This window comes from Staphylococcus sp. FSL W8-0774, assembly GCF_038006785.1.
GTDB classification, from domain to species: Bacteria; Bacillota; Bacilli; order Staphylococcales; family Staphylococcaceae; genus Staphylococcus; species Staphylococcus pasteuri.
The window spans coordinates 735,391-754,668 of sequence record NZ_JBBOVW010000001.1 but is presented as its reverse complement, the minus strand read 5'-3'; the positions used below and the strand labels follow the sequence as shown (position 1 = coordinate 754,668).

10 protein-coding genes, 6 tRNA genes and 3 rRNA genes are annotated in these 19,278 nt (G+C 36.6%); 4 read left to right on the top strand and 15 right to left on the bottom strand.

The features are described 5' to 3' along the window. Positions 1–119: 119 nt before the first annotated feature. Entirely contained in the window at positions 120–1,925 is a 1,806-nt protein-coding gene (gene glmS / locus NSQ15_RS03570; protein WP_029056158.1) for a glutamine--fructose-6-phosphate transaminase (isomerizing), read from the bottom strand. Between the two features lie 686 nt (positions 1,926–2,611). Between glmS and NSQ15_RS03565 the strand changes: the two genes are divergently transcribed. From NSQ15_RS03565 to NSQ15_RS03550, 4 genes are read left to right on the top strand one after another with little or no spacing between them, the layout of a single operon-like run. Continuing rightward, positions 2,612–4,183, top strand: a complete 1,572-nt coding sequence (locus tag NSQ15_RS03565; RefSeq protein ID WP_070452999.1) for a PTS mannitol transporter subunit IICB — start codon at positions 2,612–2,614, stop codon at positions 4,181–4,183. Positions 4,184–4,217: 34 nt separating this feature from the next. Then, entirely contained in the window at positions 4,218–6,245 is a 2,028-nt protein-coding gene (locus tag NSQ15_RS03560; RefSeq protein ID WP_017636995.1) for a BglG family transcription antiterminator, read from the top strand. A gap of 13 nt (positions 6,246–6,258) precedes the next feature. Further along, positions 6,259–6,693, top strand: coding sequence for a PTS sugar transporter subunit IIA (locus NSQ15_RS03555; RefSeq protein ID WP_017636994.1), 435 nt, complete (start codon positions 6,259–6,261; stop codon positions 6,691–6,693). Continuing rightward, complete coding sequence (locus tag NSQ15_RS03550; protein WP_017636993.1) at positions 6,693–7,805, top strand: mannitol-1-phosphate 5-dehydrogenase; 1,113 nt, start codon at positions 6,693–6,695, stop codon at positions 7,803–7,805. The genes NSQ15_RS03555 and NSQ15_RS03550 overlap by 1 nt, the downstream gene beginning before the upstream one ends. A 104-nt stretch (positions 7,806–7,909) precedes the next feature. On the opposite strand, the gene glmM is transcribed toward NSQ15_RS03550, so the two are convergent. From glmM to NSQ15_RS03480, 14 genes are all read right to left on the bottom strand, one after another. After that, the gene (glmM, locus tag NSQ15_RS03545; RefSeq protein WP_017636992.1) at positions 7,910–9,265 is read right to left on the bottom strand and encodes a phosphoglucosamine mutase; all 1,356 of its coding nucleotides are present in this window, start codon (positions 9,263–9,265) and stop codon (positions 7,910–7,912) included. Between the two features lie 27 nt (positions 9,266–9,292). Beyond that, the gene (locus tag NSQ15_RS03540; RefSeq protein WP_117239480.1) at positions 9,293–10,225 is read right to left on the bottom strand and encodes a CdaR family protein; all 933 of its coding nucleotides are present in this window, start codon (positions 10,223–10,225) and stop codon (positions 9,293–9,295) included. A gap of 1 nt (position 10,226) precedes the next feature. Further along, positions 10,227–11,033: a diadenylate cyclase CdaA gene (gene cdaA, locus NSQ15_RS03535; RefSeq protein ID WP_026083467.1), complete on the bottom strand. Its 807-nt coding sequence runs from the start codon at positions 11,031–11,033 to the stop codon at positions 10,227–10,229. Between the two features lie 127 nt (positions 11,034–11,160). Continuing rightward, complete coding sequence (gene rocF, locus NSQ15_RS03530; protein ID WP_046466886.1) at positions 11,161–12,066, bottom strand: arginase; 906 nt, start codon at positions 12,064–12,066, stop codon at positions 11,161–11,163. 97 nt (positions 12,067–12,163) lie between these two features. Next, positions 12,164–12,236: transfer RNA gene (locus tag NSQ15_RS03525), tRNA-Lys, on the bottom strand. 3 nt (positions 12,237–12,239) lie between these two features. Further along, positions 12,240–12,314 (bottom strand) — tRNA-Gln (locus NSQ15_RS03520). 6 nt (positions 12,315–12,320) lie between these two features. Continuing rightward, positions 12,321–12,404, bottom strand: a tRNA-Tyr gene (locus tag NSQ15_RS03515). Between the two features lie 25 nt (positions 12,405–12,429). Continuing rightward, positions 12,430–12,505: transfer RNA gene (locus tag NSQ15_RS03510), tRNA-Val, on the bottom strand. 7 nt (positions 12,506–12,512) lie between these two features. Then, positions 12,513–12,584, bottom strand: a tRNA-Glu gene (locus tag NSQ15_RS03505). A gap of 1 nt (position 12,585) precedes the next feature. After that, positions 12,586–12,660: transfer RNA gene (locus NSQ15_RS03500), tRNA-Asn, on the bottom strand. Between the two features lie 14 nt (positions 12,661–12,674). Beyond that, positions 12,675–12,789: ribosomal RNA gene (rrf, locus tag NSQ15_RS03495) — 5S ribosomal RNA — on the bottom strand. A 69-nt stretch (positions 12,790–12,858) separates the two neighbouring features. Beyond that, a 23S ribosomal RNA gene (locus tag NSQ15_RS03490) occupies positions 12,859–15,780 on the bottom strand. Between the two features lie 381 nt (positions 15,781–16,161). Continuing rightward, positions 16,162–17,714 (bottom strand): 16S ribosomal RNA (locus NSQ15_RS03485). The 16S, 23S and 5S rRNA genes sit together here with 6 tRNA genes alongside, the layout of an rRNA operon. A gap of 440 nt (positions 17,715–18,154) precedes the next feature. Next, the gene (locus NSQ15_RS03480) at positions 18,155–19,219 is read right to left on the bottom strand and encodes a P-loop NTPase (protein WP_017638499.1); all 1,065 of its coding nucleotides are present in this window, start codon (positions 19,217–19,219) and stop codon (positions 18,155–18,157) included. Positions 19,220–19,278 lie beyond the last annotated feature (59 nt).

The following is a 19,278-nucleotide window of genomic DNA, read 5'->3' as shown; positions in this document are numbered from 1 at the left end:
GTGCAATAAAAATAATCCCTTTTTAGTCAACTCATAACTAAAAGGGATTATCCTTATATCAACATGTTAAAGTTTCTTAATACCAAAATTATGGTATTCATCACTTTTAATTTTTAAATTTATTCAACTGTAACTGATTTTGCTAAGTTACGTGGTTTATCAACATCAAGATCTCTGTGTAGCGCTGCATAATAAGAAATTAATTGTAGTGCTACTACTGAAACTAATGGTGTTAATAATTCATGAACATGAGGAATGACATACGTATCTCCCTCTTTTTCTAAACCTTCCATTGAGATAATACAAGTACTAGCACCACGTGCAGCAACTTCTTTAACATTACCACGAATAGATAAGTTTACATTGTCTTGAGTAGCTAAAGCAATAACTGGTGTACGATCTTCAATTAATGCAATCGTACCATGTTTTAATTCACCGCCAGCAAATCCTTCAGCTTGAATATATGATATCTCTTTAAGTTTTAATGCACCTTCTTGACTGACATTATAATCAATAGTACGACCAATAAAGAATGCATTATGTGTTGTCTCAAGGAAATCAGTAGCAATTTGTTCCATTACAGGTGCATCGTCTACGATAGATTCGATTGCAGTAGTAACTTTCGCTAATTCTCTTAATAAATCAATGTCTGCTTCACGACCATGTGTTTTAGCAACTATTTGAGCTAAAATAGATAATACAGCAATTTGTGCTGTATATGCTTTAGTAGAAGCTACGGCAATTTCTGGACCTGCGTGTAATAATAATGTGTGATCCGCTTCACGTGATAATGTTGAACCAGATACGTTAGTTATTGTTAGCGCTTTATGACCTAATTTTTTAGTTTCAACCAATACGGCACGACTATCTGCAGTTTCACCAGATTGTGAAATATAAATGAATAATGGTTTTTCAGATAATAAAGGCATGTTATAAACAAATTCAGAAGCTACGTGTACTTCTGTTGGTACACCTGCCCATTTTTCTAAGAATTCTTTACCAACTAAACCAGCATGATAGCTAGTACCAGCAGCGATAATATAGATACGATCAGCTTGTGCAACATCATCTACTATGTCTTTATCAATTTTTAGATTACCTTCGTCATCTTGATATTCTTGTATAATTCGACGCATAACAGCTGGTTGTTCGTGAATCTCTTTTAACATGTAGTGATCGTAAACACCTTTTTCAGCATCTGATGCATCAATTTCAGCAGTATAAGCGTCACGTTCTTGAACTTGACCGTTAATATCCTTGATAATAACTTCATCACGTTTAACGATAACAATTTCATGGTCATGAATTTCTTTATATTGATTAGTTACTTGTAACATAGCTAATGCATCTGATGCAATGACATTAAAACCATCACCAACACCGATTAAAAGTGGTGATTTATTCTTAGCTACATACATAGTATCTTTATCTTCTTCATCTAATAAACCTAAAGCGTATGAACCATGTAATAATGAAACAACTTTAGTAAATGCATCTTCTGTTTCAAAACCTTGTTTAGAGAAGTATTCAATTAATTGAACGATAACTTCTGTATCTGTTTCAGAAACAAATTTAACATCATTTAAATATTCATTTCTTAATTCTTCATAGTTTTCAATTACACCATTATGTACTAGTGTAAAACGACCAGTAGTTGATTGATGTGGATGTGAGTTTTCATAGTTAGGTACACCATGTGTTGCCCAACGAGTGTGACCGATTCCAACAGTGCCATCAATATCACTACTATCCGCTACTTTGCGTAATTCTGCAATACGACCTTTTTCTTTAAATACTTTAGTGCCTTCGTCGTTTGCTACAGCAACACCAGCTGAATCATAACCTCTATATTCTAATTTTTCTAAACCTTTTAATAATAATTCTTTGGCATTATCATAGCCAATATATCCTACTATTCCGCACATATTTACTTTTCCTCCAGTTATTGAAATAACGTTAGTAGCAATGATTTATTACTTATAATTTAGTTTAGTAATCTACTATCATTAGCGTTCATATTTGTAGTAACTTTTATCTTAGTTTAACCACACTTGAAAATAAGCGTGATAAATTATCACACTTAAACTTCTAACGTTTTTCATTTTATATAATATTAATTGGCGATCTTATTAACTTTGTCCAATAGGTTACCCTACTGTTTTACTTAATAAGCTAACGAATGAGCCACATCCGGGATAGCATCCGCCGATCTATTCGATCACTATCCTCCTCGTCTACAAGTTATAAATGTACGCTATAGAAATTTATACAAATAGATTTAATTTCTAATCCTCACATGTCATTAATAGCTTGCACAGGCGCTTTGTAATATTGTTTTACTATCCTCCCTTCCATTAGAACCTATTGTACAATGTAGTTTGTCTTAATTGCAAATATTTTCACAAGGTTTTTGTAAAAAATATGTACTACCGTTTCCATTTAAAATTCATTGTAATAAAGCTTTTAATTTACATTATCTTTACCTATATATTATAGAATGATTGTTGTCATGATTATTATGACAAATTTGAATTTTGTTCTTGTTGTAGTAATTGTCTACTTAGATTTACAATAAATATAGTCAAATACTAATTAAAAAAGAGGTGTAGATATGGCTCAGAAACAAGAAAACAAAGGTTTTGGCCGTAAAGTTCAAGCATTCGGTTCTTTTCTTAGTAGTATGATCATGCCAAACATTGGCGCGTTCATCGCTTGGGGATTTATCGCTGCTATATTTATAGACAATGGATGGATGCCTAATAAAGATTTATCTCAATTAGCTGATCCTATGATTAAATTTTTAATCCCATTATTAATCGCATTTAGTGGTGGACGTTTAATCCACGGATTACGTGGTGGTATCATTGCTGCTACATCAACTATGGGGGTTATCGTAGCATTACCTGACACACCAATGTTACTTGGTGCAATGATTATGGGACCATTAGTTGGTTGGTTAATGAAAAAAACTGACGAATTTGTTCAACCTAGAACACCACAAGGTTTCGAGATGTTATTCAATAACTTCTCTGCTGGTATCCTAGGTTTCATCATGACAATTTTAAGTTTTGAAATTTTAGCTCCAATCATGAAATTCATCATGCATATATTATCAGTTGCAGTTGAGGCTTTAGTTCATGCTCATTTACTTCCAATCGTAAGTATTTTAGTTGAACCAGCTAAAATTGTATTCTTAAATAACGCTATCAACCATGGTGTATTCACACCACTTGGTGCTGACCAAGCTGCTACAGCAGGTCAATCAATACTTTATACAATTGAATCAAACCCTGGACCTGGTTTTGGTATTTTACTTGCATATATGTTCTTTGGTAAAGGAACTGCAAAAGCTACTTCTTACGGTGCAGGAATCATCCACTTCTTAGGTGGAATTCATGAAATTTATTTCCCTTACGTATTAATGAGACCAATGTTATTTATCTCAGTTATTTTAGGTGGTATGACTGGCGTTGCTACTTATCAAGCAACTGGATTTGGATTTAGAAGTCCAGCGTCACCAGGATCATTTATCACTTATTGTATTAACGCACCTAAAGGTGAATTCCTTCATATGTTATTAGGTGTAGTATTAGCGACATTAGTTTCTTTCGCTGTTTCAGCAATTATTCTTAAGTTCACTAAAGAACCTAAACAAGATTTAGAAGCTGCTACTGCTCAAATGGAAGCAACTAAAGGTAAAAAATCAAGTGTGTCTTCAAAATTAACTAATAAAGATAATAATGACTCACCAGCTAAAGCTACTACTGCTGGTGCTGCAACAGGTGCTGGCGCTGCAGGTGCTGCTACTTCAACAGAACAATCTGATGATGAAGATAATGCTGATCAATTATTAGATAATTATAATACTGAAGATGTTGATGCCCACGATTACAGTAATGTTGACCATGTTATCTTTGCATGTGATGCGGGTATGGGTTCTAGTGCAATGGGTGCTAGTATGTTACGTAATAAATTCAAAAAAGCTGGCATCTCAGATGTAAATGTTACAAACACAGCAATTAACCAATTACCAAGTGATGCTCAATTAGTTATCACTCAAAAAACATTAACTGACCGTGCAATTAAACAAGTACCAAATGCAATTCACATTTCAGTTGATAACTTCTTAAACTCACCAAGATATGAAGAATTACTAAATAACCTTAAAAAAGAAGAACAATAATTTTTAAATATTAATATTAATGGAGGATACCGCCATGTTATTGAGTACACGTGAAAAAGAGATTATAGAACTTTTAATCAAGTATCACGGACAATATGTCACTATATATGACATTGCTCAACAACTGGCAGTGTCCTCTCGTACTATTCATAGAGAATTAAAGCACGTTGAATCATATATAGATACCTTTTCAATTCAACTTGACCGAGTTAACAAAAAAGGTATTCGTTTAAATGGGGATCAACAAGCTATTCAAAGCTTAAAATATGAAATGACGCAACAACAAACTATAGACTTATCAGTTGAAGAACAAAAGGTCATTATTTTATATGCTCTTATTCAATCTAAACATGCCGTTAAACAGTATAGTCTTGCTCAAGAAATCAGCGTTTCTATCCAATCATTAGCTAAATTATTGGATGAATTAGAACATGATTTAGAATCATATCAATTATCCTTAACACGAAAACGTGGCGAAGGTGTTATGTTAAATGGTACTGAATCTAAAAAAAGAGAGTTCTTAAGTCAGCTAATGGTAAATAATTTAAATAGTACAAGTGTTTATTCAGTTATTGAAAATCATTTTGTCTATCAATCATTACATCAATCTCAACAATCACTTGTGGATTTAGACCGAATATTTAAAGTTGAGAGAATTCTAATGGATTATTTAGGAGAGCTTCCCTATTCACTAACAGAATCTAGCTATCTCACGTTAACCGTTCATATTGTACTAAGTATTACTCGTATGCAAAACAATGAATATGTATCACTTAATGAAGATATTTATCAATCGGTAAAACATACATTTGAACATGAAGTAGCTAGTGAAATTGCTAAACGTCTAGAAGATTTATATGATGTCCAATTCAACCAAGCTGAAGTCACATTTATTACCATTCACTTGCGGGGTTCAAAACGTAAAGATACTAAAGATACTTTATTTGAAGATAAGAAAAATGAACAAAAAATAAAATCTTTCGTGCAAAACGTAGAAGAAATTTCGGGTCAATACTTTGATGAAAAAACTACTCTAATTAATGGATTATCATTGCATATTAATCCAGCAATTAATCGTTTAGAATCAAATATTGAAACATATAATCCTTTGACCGATATGATTAAGTACAAATATCCAAGACTATTTGATAATGTGAGCAAAGCATTGCATGTTGTTTGGCCAGAGTTAATCTTTCCTGATAGCGAGATTGCTTTTATTGTCCTTCATTTTGGAGGATCAATTAAAAACCAAGGACATCAATTTTTAAATATTTTAGTCGTCTGTAGTAGTGGCATAGGTACAAGCCGTCTATTAGCAACTAGACTTGAACAAGTGTTTAGTGAAATTGAACGAATTACACAGGCTTCTGTAAGTGATCTAAACGTGCTTGATTTATCTCAATACGATGGTATTATATCCACCGTAAATTTGGATATAGATAGACCATTTTTAACAGTTAATCCTTTACTCCCTGATTCTGACATAGGATATGTCGCTTCATTTTTAAATACTAAAGAAGCACACCATATGAATCAAAATGAAGGAAAAGAATTAATTAATTATTCACCTGAAGATATTATGGAAACAATACGTCAAGGTTTAAAGTTAGTTGATTCCGTGAAAATAGAATATAAATCAGTAGATAATTGGAATCAATATTTATCTGATTACCTAGTAAGTCATCGTATTATTGATGATGGTCAGTCATTCGCTGAATTATTACAACATCGGTTGGAGGAAAATCCTAATTGGATACTAAGCCCCTACCCTATAGCTATTCCTCATATGAGAGATTCAATGTTTAAAGAACCATGTATCCTCATAACTATTTTGGAGGAACCTATAAAGATGAGTAATATTCAAAATGACAATGACTACATTAATTATATGTTAAGTATGTTTATTCCAGATAATGCAATCATGGTAGATCTTGTTAGTACAATTTCCGAAACACTAAGCAACCATTTGGAAAACTTAGATGATTTTATGAAAAATCCACATGACTTTAAAATTATACTGGAAAAGCAATTTTTAAAACGAATTAAAAAACAATTAATTTAGGAGTGTATTTATAATGAGCGAATTATTCAGTAATGAAAACATTTTTATTAACGTATCAGTAGCAAGCCAAAACGATGCAATCGAGAAAGCAGGACAAGCTCTAGTTGATAGCGGAGCTGTAACTGAAAATTATATTCAAGCAATGAAAGATCGTGAAGATGTTGTTTCAACATTTATGGGTAACGGTTTAGCAATTCCTCACGGTACTGAAGAAGCTAAAGGAAATGTCATTCAATCAGGCTTAAGTTTATTACAAATTCCTGAAGGTGTTGATTGGAATGGCGAAGAAGTTAAAGTTGTCGTTGGTATCGCTGGTAAAGACGGAGAACACTTAGACTTATTATCTAAAATTGCGATTACTTTCAGTGAAGAAGAAAATGTAGAACGTATTATCAACGCTAAATCTGCTGACGAAATTAAACAAGTCTTTGAGGAGGCTGATGCATAATGAAAGCAGTACATTTTGGTGCCGGTAATATTGGTCGTGGATTTATTGGATATATTTTAGCTGATAATAATATTAAAGTTACATTTGCAGATGTAAATGATGAAATTATTAATGCATTACAAACGGAACATGAATACGATGTTATTTTAGCAGATGAAGCTAAAACTACTACAAGAGTAAACAATGTAGATGCGATTAATTCTGCTAAACCTTCAGATGAATTGAAACAAGCTATTTTAGAAGCTGATTTAATTACAACTGCTGTTGGTGTTAACATTTTACCTATTATTGCAAAATCATTTGCTCCATATTTAAAAGAAAAAGAAAACCATGTTAATATCGTTGCTTGTGAAAATGCTATTATGGCTACAGATACACTTAAAAAAGCTATTTTAGATATTACTGGTCCTTTAGGCGACAATATTCATTTTGCAAACTCTGCAGTTGATAGAATTGTTCCATTACAAAAAAATGAAAATATTTTAGATGTTATGGTAGAACCTTTCTATGAATGGGTTGTTGAAAAAGATGCTTGGTATGGCGAAGAATTAGACCATATTAAATATGTTGATGATTTAACACCTTATATTGAAAGAAAATTATTAACTGTTAATACAGGACATGCTTTCTTAGCATATGCTGGTTATAACGATAATAAAGCAACTGTTTTAGATGCAGTTCAAGATAGCACTATCGAAGCTGGTTTAAGACGTGTACTAGCTGAAACAAGTGATTATATCACACGTGAATTTGATTTTTCTAAATCAGAACAATCTCAATATGTAGAAAAAATTATTGAACGTTTCAATAACTCTTATCTATCTGATGAAGTAACACGTGTTGGTCGCGGAACTCTACGTAAAATTGGTCCTAAAGATCGTATTATTAAACCATTAAATTATTTATATGAACATAATTTAGAAAGAGATGGCTTAGTTAAAGCAGCTGCCCTACTTTTAAAATATGATGATAAAGCTGACCAAGAAACTGTTGAAAAGAATAATTATATTCAAGAACATGGTGTAAAATCATTCTTACAAACGTATGCTAAAGTTGAAGGACCATTAGCAGAAGAAATTGAAAAAGAATATAATGAACTTATTTCAAAATAATATTTGTTGAATCAAAAATGGACCAGATGTAAGCTTCTGGTCCATTTTTATTATATATATTTAAAGAACGTGCCTTTTCATTTATGGCACGTTCTTTATTTGAATTATTTATCTAAACCCATTTTGTCTTCTACGACATCAGCAATTTGTTGGGCATATCTTTTTGCATCTTCATCTGTTGAAGCTTCAACCATTACTCTTACTAATGGCTCTGTTCCAGAAGGACGTACTAAAATTCTACCTTCTCCATTCATTTCAACTTCAACTTTAGTCATTACTTCTTTAACATCAATATTTTCTTCAACGCGATATTTATCTGTTACTCTTACATTTATTAATGATTGAGGATATGTTTTCATTTGTGAAGCTAACTCACTTAATGATTTACCTGACATTTTGATGATAGCTGCTAATTGTACACCAGTTAATAAGCCATCACCTGTTGTATTATAATCCATTAATACGATATGACCTGATTGCTCACCACCAAGATTATAATTTCCTCTTCTCATTTCTTCTACAACGTAACGGTCTCCAACTTTAGTTTTATTAGATTGAATGCCTTCATTTTCTAAAGCTTTATAAAAACCTAAATTACTCATTACAGTTGAAACTATCATATTATTATTTAATTCTTGGTTTTTATGCATTTCTTGACCAATAATAAACATAATTTGGTCTCCATCAACGATTTTACCATTTTCATCAACAGCAATAATTCTATCTCCATCTCCGTCAAATGCTAAACCAAAGTCACTTCCAGTTTCAAGAACTTTTTTTGCAAGAGCTTCAGGATGTGTAGAACCACAATTTTCATTAATGTTGTATCCATCTGGACTACAACCCACTGTTTCAGTATCAGCTTCTAAATCGCCGAATAAAAATGGTGCTAAAGAAGATGTAGAACCATTTGCACCATCTAAAACAATTTTCATACCTTCTAAATTAACATCTACAGTAGATTTTAAATAACTTAAATATTTTTGTGCACCTTCAAAGTAATCTGAATAATGAACGATTTCTGTACCAGTTGGTCTTGGTAAACTTGGATTTTCTTGATCAAGTAATTCTTCGATTTCATTTTCTTGATCATCTGATAATTTGAAACCATCAGAACCAAAGAATTTAATACCATTATCTGCAACTGGATTATGTGATGCAGAAATCATTACACCTAATTCTGCGTCCATTTCTCTCGTTAAATATGCTACACCTGGCGTTGAAATAATACCCAATCGCATGACTTCAGCTCCAATAGATATAAGTCCTGCAATGAGTGCTGATTCTAACATTTCTCCTGAAACTCTTGTATCTCTACCAACAAGGACTCTAGGGTGATTTTCCCCTTTATTATGTGCTAATACATAACCACCATATCTACCTAGCTTAAACGCTAGTTCAGGTGTTAATTCTTCATTTGCTACACCTCTGACACCGTCAGTACCAAAATATTTTCCCATGTTTTACTCTCCTTTTATTTCTTTCAATTATTTAACTGTGATATAAGCTTTTGTTTCTTCAGGGTTAACCCTACTTACACTTTTAGGTAAATCAAATTTTACAGTTTTCTCAGTGGACTCTGAAATATCATCTAAGTCTATTTCAGCTGTAATATTATTTATACCCTGTATATCTTCTCTACTACCATAAATTTCAACTTCATCGTCATCTAATTTAACATTATCTACCTTTTTATTGTCTTTTAATTTTCCAGTCGTCTTTGTGTTAACTTTAACCTTTTTACTATAAGGTTTAACAGACACTTTCAAATCAACTTCATCTGGGTTAATAGAAACATTCATTTTATTTAAATCTTTGTCATAAGCATTTACTGTAGCAATATCTTTAGTATCTTTACTTATTTTACTAGAATTTTTGAATGTTGCTTTTAAGTAAGCAATTTGTTTTAATTGTTCTTCTCCACCAGTTACTTTAACTGTTTCAGGTGAAATTTTTTGATTATCAATTTGGTAACCATCTGCAATATCACTTTGACTTACATCAGGCTCTACATGCATTGTTTTAGTTATTTTCTTTTCTAATGTGATGTTGGCTGATTTAGGTTTAACATTATAATTAATGCTATTATTTAAACCTTTAACTTGAAATTTCTTTTGATATTTACCAGCTTTTTCACCTGATAAATCTACAACAACTTTTAAATCATCGGGATCTTCAATTTTTATTAACTTTGATTGTGGACCAGAAATATTTACATCTACTGTGTCTGGTACATGTGTAGCGTGTAAATCTTTATGGTTATATATCGCTTCTACTGGAACATCTTGTATTGTTTTTGTTGATTTCTGTGATATATCATCAGAGTTAAAGATATTCCCAAATACATTATTCACTGATAAGAAGAAAAATATAGCTAATATCAGTGCAACGAATCTTAATCCCCATTTACTTTCTAACATATTAATTCACACCTTTCTTTTGAAAGTGTGTGCCAAACCAATGTTCAGATAATAGCTCTTCAAACACTTCATTTGAAATATCTCTTCTTAACTTACCATCAAAAGTAACTGAAATATCACCAGTTTCTTCTGACACAATAACTGTAAAAGCATCAGATACTTCTGAAATACCTACAGCTGCTCTATGTCTTGTACCTAAACTTTTAGATATTTTAACACTATCTGATAATGGTAAATAACTTGCTGCTGCTGCTATTTTAGTTCCTTGAATTATCATTGCACCATCATGTAATGGTGTATTAGGTATAAACACATTGGTTAATAATTCTTGAGAAATTTTAGAATCCATAGGAATACCTGTTTCAATATAATCTTGAAGACCAGTTTCCTTTTCAAAAACTATAAGTGCTCCAATACGACGTTTAGCCATATATTGAACCGCTTTTGATACAGATTGAATTAATTTCTCTTCATCTTTAGTATAGGCGTTGGTATAACGTTTTAAGAAACTACCTCTACCTAATTGTTCCAAAGCTCTTCGAATTTCTGGTTGGAATATTACAATTAATGCCAATACTCCCCATTGAATCACAATGTCAAACAATTTTGAAGTTGCAGTCAAATTTAGTATTTTACTGATTTGTTGACCGATTACTATTACAACAATACCTTTTAATAATTGTATTGCTTTTGTACCTTTAAAAACTGTAATCAGTAAATAAAGAACATACCACACAATCAATAAATCGAGGACACTAGTTATGACTTTTAAAGTACTAAAATTTTGAAAAAAATTGGAAAAATCCATAACATCTCCTCCGATAACATTTTCCATATTATTCATTATATCAATCATTAGAACACGTGTCATATGAACACTAATAAAAATGAAAAAAACTTGCATGTCGATTAACATGCAAGTTACATAAATTAAATTATAGTAGTGTTTCTCCAAAAAATGTACCAAGTAATGAAACAGCTTGTTCCGCTGTATTGTTATGTAAATCAATTAATGGGTTAACTTCAACTAAATCCATAGATGTAATCATTTTGCTTTCATGAAGTAATTCAAGCGCAAAATGACTTTCCCTATAACTTAAACCACCTAACACTCTTGTACCGGTTCCTGGTGTTTCTGTAGGGTCTAATGCATCAACATCTAAAGATAAATGTAATCCATCGACATTTCTATTTTTTAAATATTGTACAGACTCATTTATTACAGACTCAATACCTAACTTATCAATATCAGCCATTGTATAAGTTTTAATATTTTGTTCTTTAATATAATGACGTTCCCCTTTATCTAAATCTCGCATACCAATAAGAACAACATTTTCAGGTTTTAGTTTAGGTTGAAAATCATTTAAATTCACAAGTTCACTTGGCCCTTCTCCAAGTAATATTCTTAATGGCATACCATGTATATTACCAGATGGAGATTCATCAGGAATATTTAAATCACCATGTGCATCATACCAAATTACCCCTAAATTAGAGTAGTGTTTACTTATTCCAGAAATAGAGCCTACTGCAATAGAATGATCGCCACCTATCACTAGAGGAAAACTATTATTGGATATAGTTTGATCAACTTTATCACTTAAAGTGTTTGAAACTTGAACAATTTCATCATAGTTTCTTAAACCTTCTTGCTCAGAGTTGAATTTTTTTAAATCTATTGTCGGTACATCAATATTACCTCTATCACTGACATTTAGACCAATATTTTCTAATCTATCTTGTAAACCAGCATACCTTATTGCATCTGGACCAAGATTGACTCCTAATTTTCTTTGACCAAATGTTGAAGGTACCCCAATAATATCTATATTTTTCATCTTATTCTCCACCTCTTTTAAGTATTAGTTATAGAATAATGTATTCGTTTACATAAAACAATAAAAAAAACATCTTTCCTAAGAAAGATGTTTTGAGTGAGCCATAGAGGATTCGAACCTCTGACCCTCTGATTAAAAGTCAGATGCTCTACCAACTGAGCTAATGGCTCTTATGGCTGGGCTAGCTGGATTCGAACCAGCGCGTGACGGAGTCAAAGTCCGTTGCCTTACCGCTTGGCTATAGCCCATTAAGATGGTGGAGGGGGGCAGATTCGAACTGCCGAACCCGAAGGAGCGGATTTACAGTCCGCCGCGTTTAGCCACTTCGCTACCCCTCCGACATATTTATTTAAACAAAATAAATGGTGGAGAATGACGGGTTCGAACCGCCGACCCTCTGCTTGTAAGGCAGATGCTCTCCCAGCTGAGCTAATTCTCCATTAAGATGACTCCTACGGGACTCGAACCCGTGTTACCGCCGTGAAAGGGCGGTGTCTTAACCGCTTGACCAAGGAGCCATGGCTCCACAGGTAGGACTCGAACCTACGACCGATCGGTTAACAGCCGATAGCTCTACCACTGAGCTACTGTGGAATAATTATATATTTGCCTGGCAACGTCCTACTCTAGCGGAACGTTAGTCCGACTACCATCGGCGCTAAGGAGCTTAACTTCTGTGTTCGGCATGGGAACAGGTGTGACCTCCTTGCCATTGTCACCAGACAAATGGAATGTATTATACATTCAAAACTAGATAGTAAGTAAAATGATTTTGCGTCGCAAAACATAAAATTGATTAAGTCTTCGATCGATTAGTATTCGTCAGCTCCACGTGTCACCACGCTTCCACCTCGAACCTATTAACCTCATCATCTTTGAGGGATCTTATAACCGAAGTTGGGAAATCTCATCTTGAGGGGGGCTTCATGCTTAGATGCTTTCAGCACTTATCCCGTCCATACATAGCTACCCAGCTATGCCGTTGGCACGACAACTGGTACACCAGAGGTATGTCCATCCCGGTCCTCTCGTACTAAGGACAGCTCCTCTCAAATTTCCTACGCCCACGACGGATAGGGACCGAACTGTCTCACGACGTTCTGAACCCAGCTCGCGTACCGCTTTAATGGGCGAACAGCCCAACCCTTGGGACCGACTACAGCCCCAGGATGCGATGAGCCGACATCGAGGTGCCAAACCTCCCCGTCGATGTGAACTCTTGGGGGAGATAAGCCTGTTATCCCCGGGGTAGCTTTTATCCGTTGAGCGATGGCCCTTCCATGCGGAACCACCGGATCACTAAGTCCGTCTTTCGACCCTGCTCGACTTGTAAGTCTCGCAGTCAAGCTCCCTTATGCCTTTACACTCTATGAATGATTTCCAACCATTCTGAGGGAACCTTTGAGCGCCTCCGTTACCTTTTAGGAGGCGACCGCCCCAGTCAAACTGCCCACCTGACACTGTCTCCCACCACGATAAGTGGTGCGGGTTAGAAAGCCAACACAGCTAGGGTAGTATCCCACCAATGCCTCCACGTAAGCTAGCGCTCACGTTTCAAAGGCTCCTACCTATCCTGTACAAGCTGTGCCGAATTTCAATATCAGGCTACAGTAAAGCTCCACGGGGTCTTTCCGTCCTGTCGCGGGTAACCTGCATCTTCACAGGTACTATGATTTCACCGAGTCTCTCGTTGAGACAGTGCCCAAATCGTTACGCCTTTCGTGCGGGTCGGAACTTACCCGACAAGGAATTTCGCTACCTTAGGACCGTTATAGTTACGGCCGCCGTTTACTGGGGCTTCGATTCGTAGCTTCGCAGAAGCTAACTACTCCTCTTAACCTTCCAGCACCGGGCAGGCGTCAGCCCCTATACATCACCTTACGGTTTAGCAGAGACCTGTGTTTTTGATAAACAGTCGCTTGGGCCTATTCACTGCGGCTCTTCTGGGCGTTAACCCTAAAGAGCACCCCTTCTCCCGAAGTTACGGGGTCATTTTGCCGAGTTCCTTAACGAGAGTTCGCTCGCTCACCTTAGAATTCTCATCTTGACTACCTGTGTCGGTTTGCGGTACGGGCACCTGTTATCTATCTAGAGGCTTTTCTTGGCAGTGTGAAATCAACGACTCGAGGAAACAATTTCCTCTCCCCATCACAGCTTGACCTTATGAGCGCCGGATTTGCCTAACACTCAGTCTTACTGCTTGGACGTGCAATCCAATAGCACGCTTCGCCTATCCTACTGCGTCCCCCCATCGATTAAAACGATACTAGGTGGTACAGGAATATCAACCTGTTATCCATCGCCTACGCCTGTCGGCCTCAGCTTAGGACCCGACTAACCCAGAGCGGACGAGCCTTCCTCTGGAAACCTTAGTCAATCGGTGGACGGGATTCTCACCCGTCTTTCGCTACTCACACCGGCATTCTCACTTCTAAGCGCTCCACATGTCCTTGCGATCATGCTTCAACGCCCTTAGAACGCTCTCCTACCATTGTCCTACGGACAATCCACAGCTTCGGTAATATGTTTAGCCCCGGTACATTTTCGGCGCAGTGTCACTCGACTAGTGAGCTATTACGCACTCTTTAAATGATGGCTGCTTCTAAGCCAACATCCTAGTTGTCTGGGCAACGCCACATCCTTTTCCACTTAACATATATTTTGGGACCTTAGCTGGTGGTCTGGGCTGTTTCCCTTTCGAACACGGACCTTATCACCCATGTTCTGACTCCCAAGTTAAATTGATTGGCATTCGGAGTTTGTCTGAATTCGGTAACCCGAGAAGGGCCCCTCGTCCAAACAGTGCTCTACCTCCAATAATCATCACTTGAGGCTAGCCCTAAAGCTATTTCGGAGAGAACCAGCTATCTCCAGGTTCGATTGGAATTTCTCCGCTACCCTCAGTTCATCCGCTCACTTTTCAACGTAAGTCGGTTCGGTCCTCCATTCAGTGTTACCTGAACTTCAACCTGACCAAGGGTAGATCACCTGGTTTCGGGTCTACGACCAAATACTCAACGCCCTATTCAGACTCGCTTTCGCTACGGCTCCACATTCACTGCTTAACCTTGCATCAAATCGTAACTCGCCGGTTCATTCTACAAAAGGCACGCCATCACCCATTAACGGGCTCTGACTACTTGTAAGCACACGGTTTCAAGTTCTCTTTCACTCCCCTTCCGGGGTACTTTTCACCTTTCCCTCACGGTACTGGTTCACTATCGGTCACTAGAGAGTATTTAGCCTTAGGAGATGGTCCTCCCAGATTCCGACGGAATTTCACGTGCTCCGTCGTACTCAGGATCCACTCAAGAGAGTATATATTTTCGACTACAGGATTATTACCTTCTTTGATTCAACTTTCCAGATGATTCGTCTAATATATACTTTTGTAACTCCGTATAGAGTGTCCTACAACCCCAACAAGCAAGCTTGTTGGTTTGGGCTCTTCCCGTTTCGCTCGCCGCTACTCAGGGAATCGATTTTTCTTTCTCTTCCTCCGGGTACTAAGATGTTTCAGTTCTCCGGGTCTGCCTTCTGATATGCTATGTATTCACATATCGATAACATGACATAACTCATGTTGGGTTTCCCCATTCGGAAATCTCTGGATCAACGCTTACTTACAGCTCCCCAAAGCATATCGTCGTTAGTAACGTCCTTCTTCGGCTTCTAGTGCCAAGGCATCCACCGTGCGCCCTTAATAACTTAATCTATGTTTCCATCCTACAGGAAACGCGTTATTAATCTTGTGAGTGTTCTTTCGAACACTAGCGATTATTTCTTATGAATTCAAGCTTTAAAACTCTAATTCACTCGGTTTTGCTTGGTAAAATCTATATTTTACTTACTTATCTAGTTTTCAATGTACAATATCCTATTTTCAGTCAAGCGTTTGCATTCGGCTTTGTTTTCATCATTTTAAATACTCATTTGCAAAAGTAAACTCCGTTTTAAAATGACTCAACGCATTGCCTGCGAATCGCTTTCTTTGAAAAAGGCTGATTTGAATGTTATATGAACATTCAAAACTGAATACAATATGTCAATGTTATTCCTTCATCTTCTACGAAGATGTTCCGAATATATCCTTAGAAAGGAGGTGATCCAGCCGCACCTTCCGATACGGCTACCTTGTTACGACTTCACCCCAATCATTTGTCCCACCTTCGACGGCTAGCTCCATAAATGGTTACTCCACCGGCTTCGGGTGTTACAAACTCTCGTGGTGTGACGGGCGGTGTGTACAAGACCCGGGAACGTATTCACCGTAGCATGCTGATCTACGATTACTAGCGATTCCAGCTTCATGTAGTCGAGTTGCAGACTACAATCCGAACTGAGAACAACTTTATGGGATTTGCTTGACCTCGCGGTTTAGCTGCCCTTTGTATTGTCCATTGTAGCACGTGTGTAGCCCAAATCATAAGGGGCATGATGATTTGACGTCATCCCCACCTTCCTCCGGTTTGTCACCGGCAGTCAACTTAGAGTGCCCAACTTAATGATGGCAACTAAGCTTAAGGGTTGCGCTCGTTGCGGGACTTAACCCAACATCTCACGACACGAGCTGACGACAACCATGCACCACCTGTCACTTTGTCCCCCGAAGGGGAAAACTCTATCTCTAGAGCGGTCAAAGGATGTCAAGATTTGGTAAGGTTCTTCGCGTTGCTTCGAATTAAACCACATGCTCCACCGCTTGTGCGGGTCCCCGTCAATTCCTTTGAGTTTCAACCTTGCGGTCGTACTCCCCAGGCGGAGTGCTTAATGCGTTAGCTGCAGCACTAAGGGGCGGAAACCCCCTAACACTTAGCACTCATCGTTTACGGCGTGGACTACCAGGGTATCTAATCCTGTTTGATCCCCACGCTTTCGCACATCAGCGTCAGTTACAGACCAGAAAGTCGCCTTCGCCACTGGTGTTCCTCCATATCTCTGCGCATTTCACCGCTACACATGGAATTCCACTTTCCTCTTCTGCACTCAAGTTTTCCAGTTTCCAATGACCCTCCACGGTTGAGCCGTGGGCTTTCACATCAGACTTAAAAAACCGCCTACGCGCGCTTTACGCCCAATAATTCCGGATAACGCTTGCCACCTACGTATTACCGCGGCTGCTGGCACGTAGTTAGCCGTGGCTTTCTGATCAGGTACCGTCAAGACGTGCACAGTTACTTACACGTTTGTTCTTCCCTGATAACAGAGTTTTACGATCCGAAGACCTTCATCACTCACGCGGCGTTGCTCCGTCAGGCTTTCGCCCATTGCGGAAGATTCCCTACTGCTGCCTCCCGTAGGAGTCTGGACCGTGTCTCAGTTCCAGTGTGGCCGATCACCCTCTCAGGTCGGCTACGTATCGTTGCCTTGGTAAGCCGTTACCTTACCAACTAGCTAATACGGCGCGGATCCATCTATAAGTGACAGCAAGGCCGTCTTTCACTATTGAACCATGCGGTTCAAAATCTTATCCGGTATTAGCTCCGGTTTCCCGAAGTTATCCCAGTCTTATAGGTAGGTTATCCACGTGTTACTCACCCGTCCGCCGCTAACGTCAAAGGAGCAAGCTCCTTATCTGTTCGCTCGACTTGCATGTATTAGGCACGCCGCCAGCGTTCATCCTGAGCCAGGATCAAACTCTCCATAAAAAATTATGATGTTTGATTAGCTCATAAAAACTAAATTAATTGTTGTAACTTTCGTTACATTATTGGAATTAACGTTGACATATTGTCATTCAGTTTTCAATGTTCATTTTGTCGCAATCTCTTACATTGTATTACTTTCAAAATCGAAAGTCAACATTTAATTAAGATTACTTTTATAAGTTTAATTGATTTAATTCATCTTCGCAATAGTAAGTTTTACACTTTTTTAACGAAGTTTTAATAAACTTAACTTGCCGTTTTTGACGACTTTTATATAATATCAACTTTAAGATTTAAAGTCAATAATTAATTTAAATCTTTTTGAATTGCTATATGTGAATTAATAACTCACAAGAAATTATTCTAACAGGATTTTTCTAAAATGCAATAGAAAAAGCGCATAAAATCTTTATTAATTTTATACGCCTTTTTACAATTGATTATTTTTGTGTAGTTGCTATTACTTTTTGTGCTATAGTTTGGTAAATTTTACCTAAACGATCTTCAGGTTGATAAATAGATGGAGAAAAGTCATTTGGATTCCAGGTTGGCTGTTCTAAAGGTAACTCTCCGAACAATTGTGTATTTAGCTCATCAGCTAATTTAGTACCTCCGCCTTTACCAAATACGTATTCTCTGTTACCTGTTTCTTTACTTTCGAAGTAACTCATATTTTCAATCACGCCTAAAATTGAGTGATCAGTGTGTTTAGCCATAGCACCTGCTCTTGCGGCTACGAATGCTGCTGTTGGGTGTGGAGTTGTTACTATTATTTCTTTACTTGACGGTAACATCGAATGAACATCTAACGCTACATCTCCTGTACCAGGTGGTAAATCAAGTATTAAATAATCTAAATCTCCCCATCTTACTTCAGTGAAAAAGTTAGTAAGCATTTTACCAAGCATAGGTCCTCTCCAAATAACTGGAGCATTTTCTTCAACAAAGAATGCCATTGATATAACTTTAACGCCATATCTTTCTACAGGAATCACTTCTTTACCTTCTATACCTGGTTTTTCATCAATACCCATCATATCTGGAACACTAAATCCATAAATGTCAGCATCTACTAAACCTACTTTTTTACCTTCTCTTGCTAAAGCAACAGCTAAGTTAACGGCAACCGTAGATTTACCAACGCCGCCCTTACCAGAAGCAATTGCAATAAATTCTACTGGGTTATTTTTAGATAATAGTCCTTCTATTGTTTTTGGTTTCTCTGTGCCTTTGCCTCTATATTGTTCTACTGTATCAGCAGGTAATTCTTCAAATCTAATTCCAACAGTTTTAGCGCCGTTTTCTTTTAATACTTTAACTATTGCCATTTGAAGGTCTAATTGAGGTTGACCTCCTAATTGAGCCATAGCAATTTTGACACTTACATGTTCAATTTCTTCTTTAATAGAAACATCTACTATACCGTCTGTTTCTTTTAAAGGTACATCAATAATTGGATCTTTTAACTCTCCAACTAATTCTTTGACTTGATTTACCGTTAACAAAGTAAATCCCCCTTATTTATATTGTCTTAACTAAATAAACATATTTTGTCATTACCTAG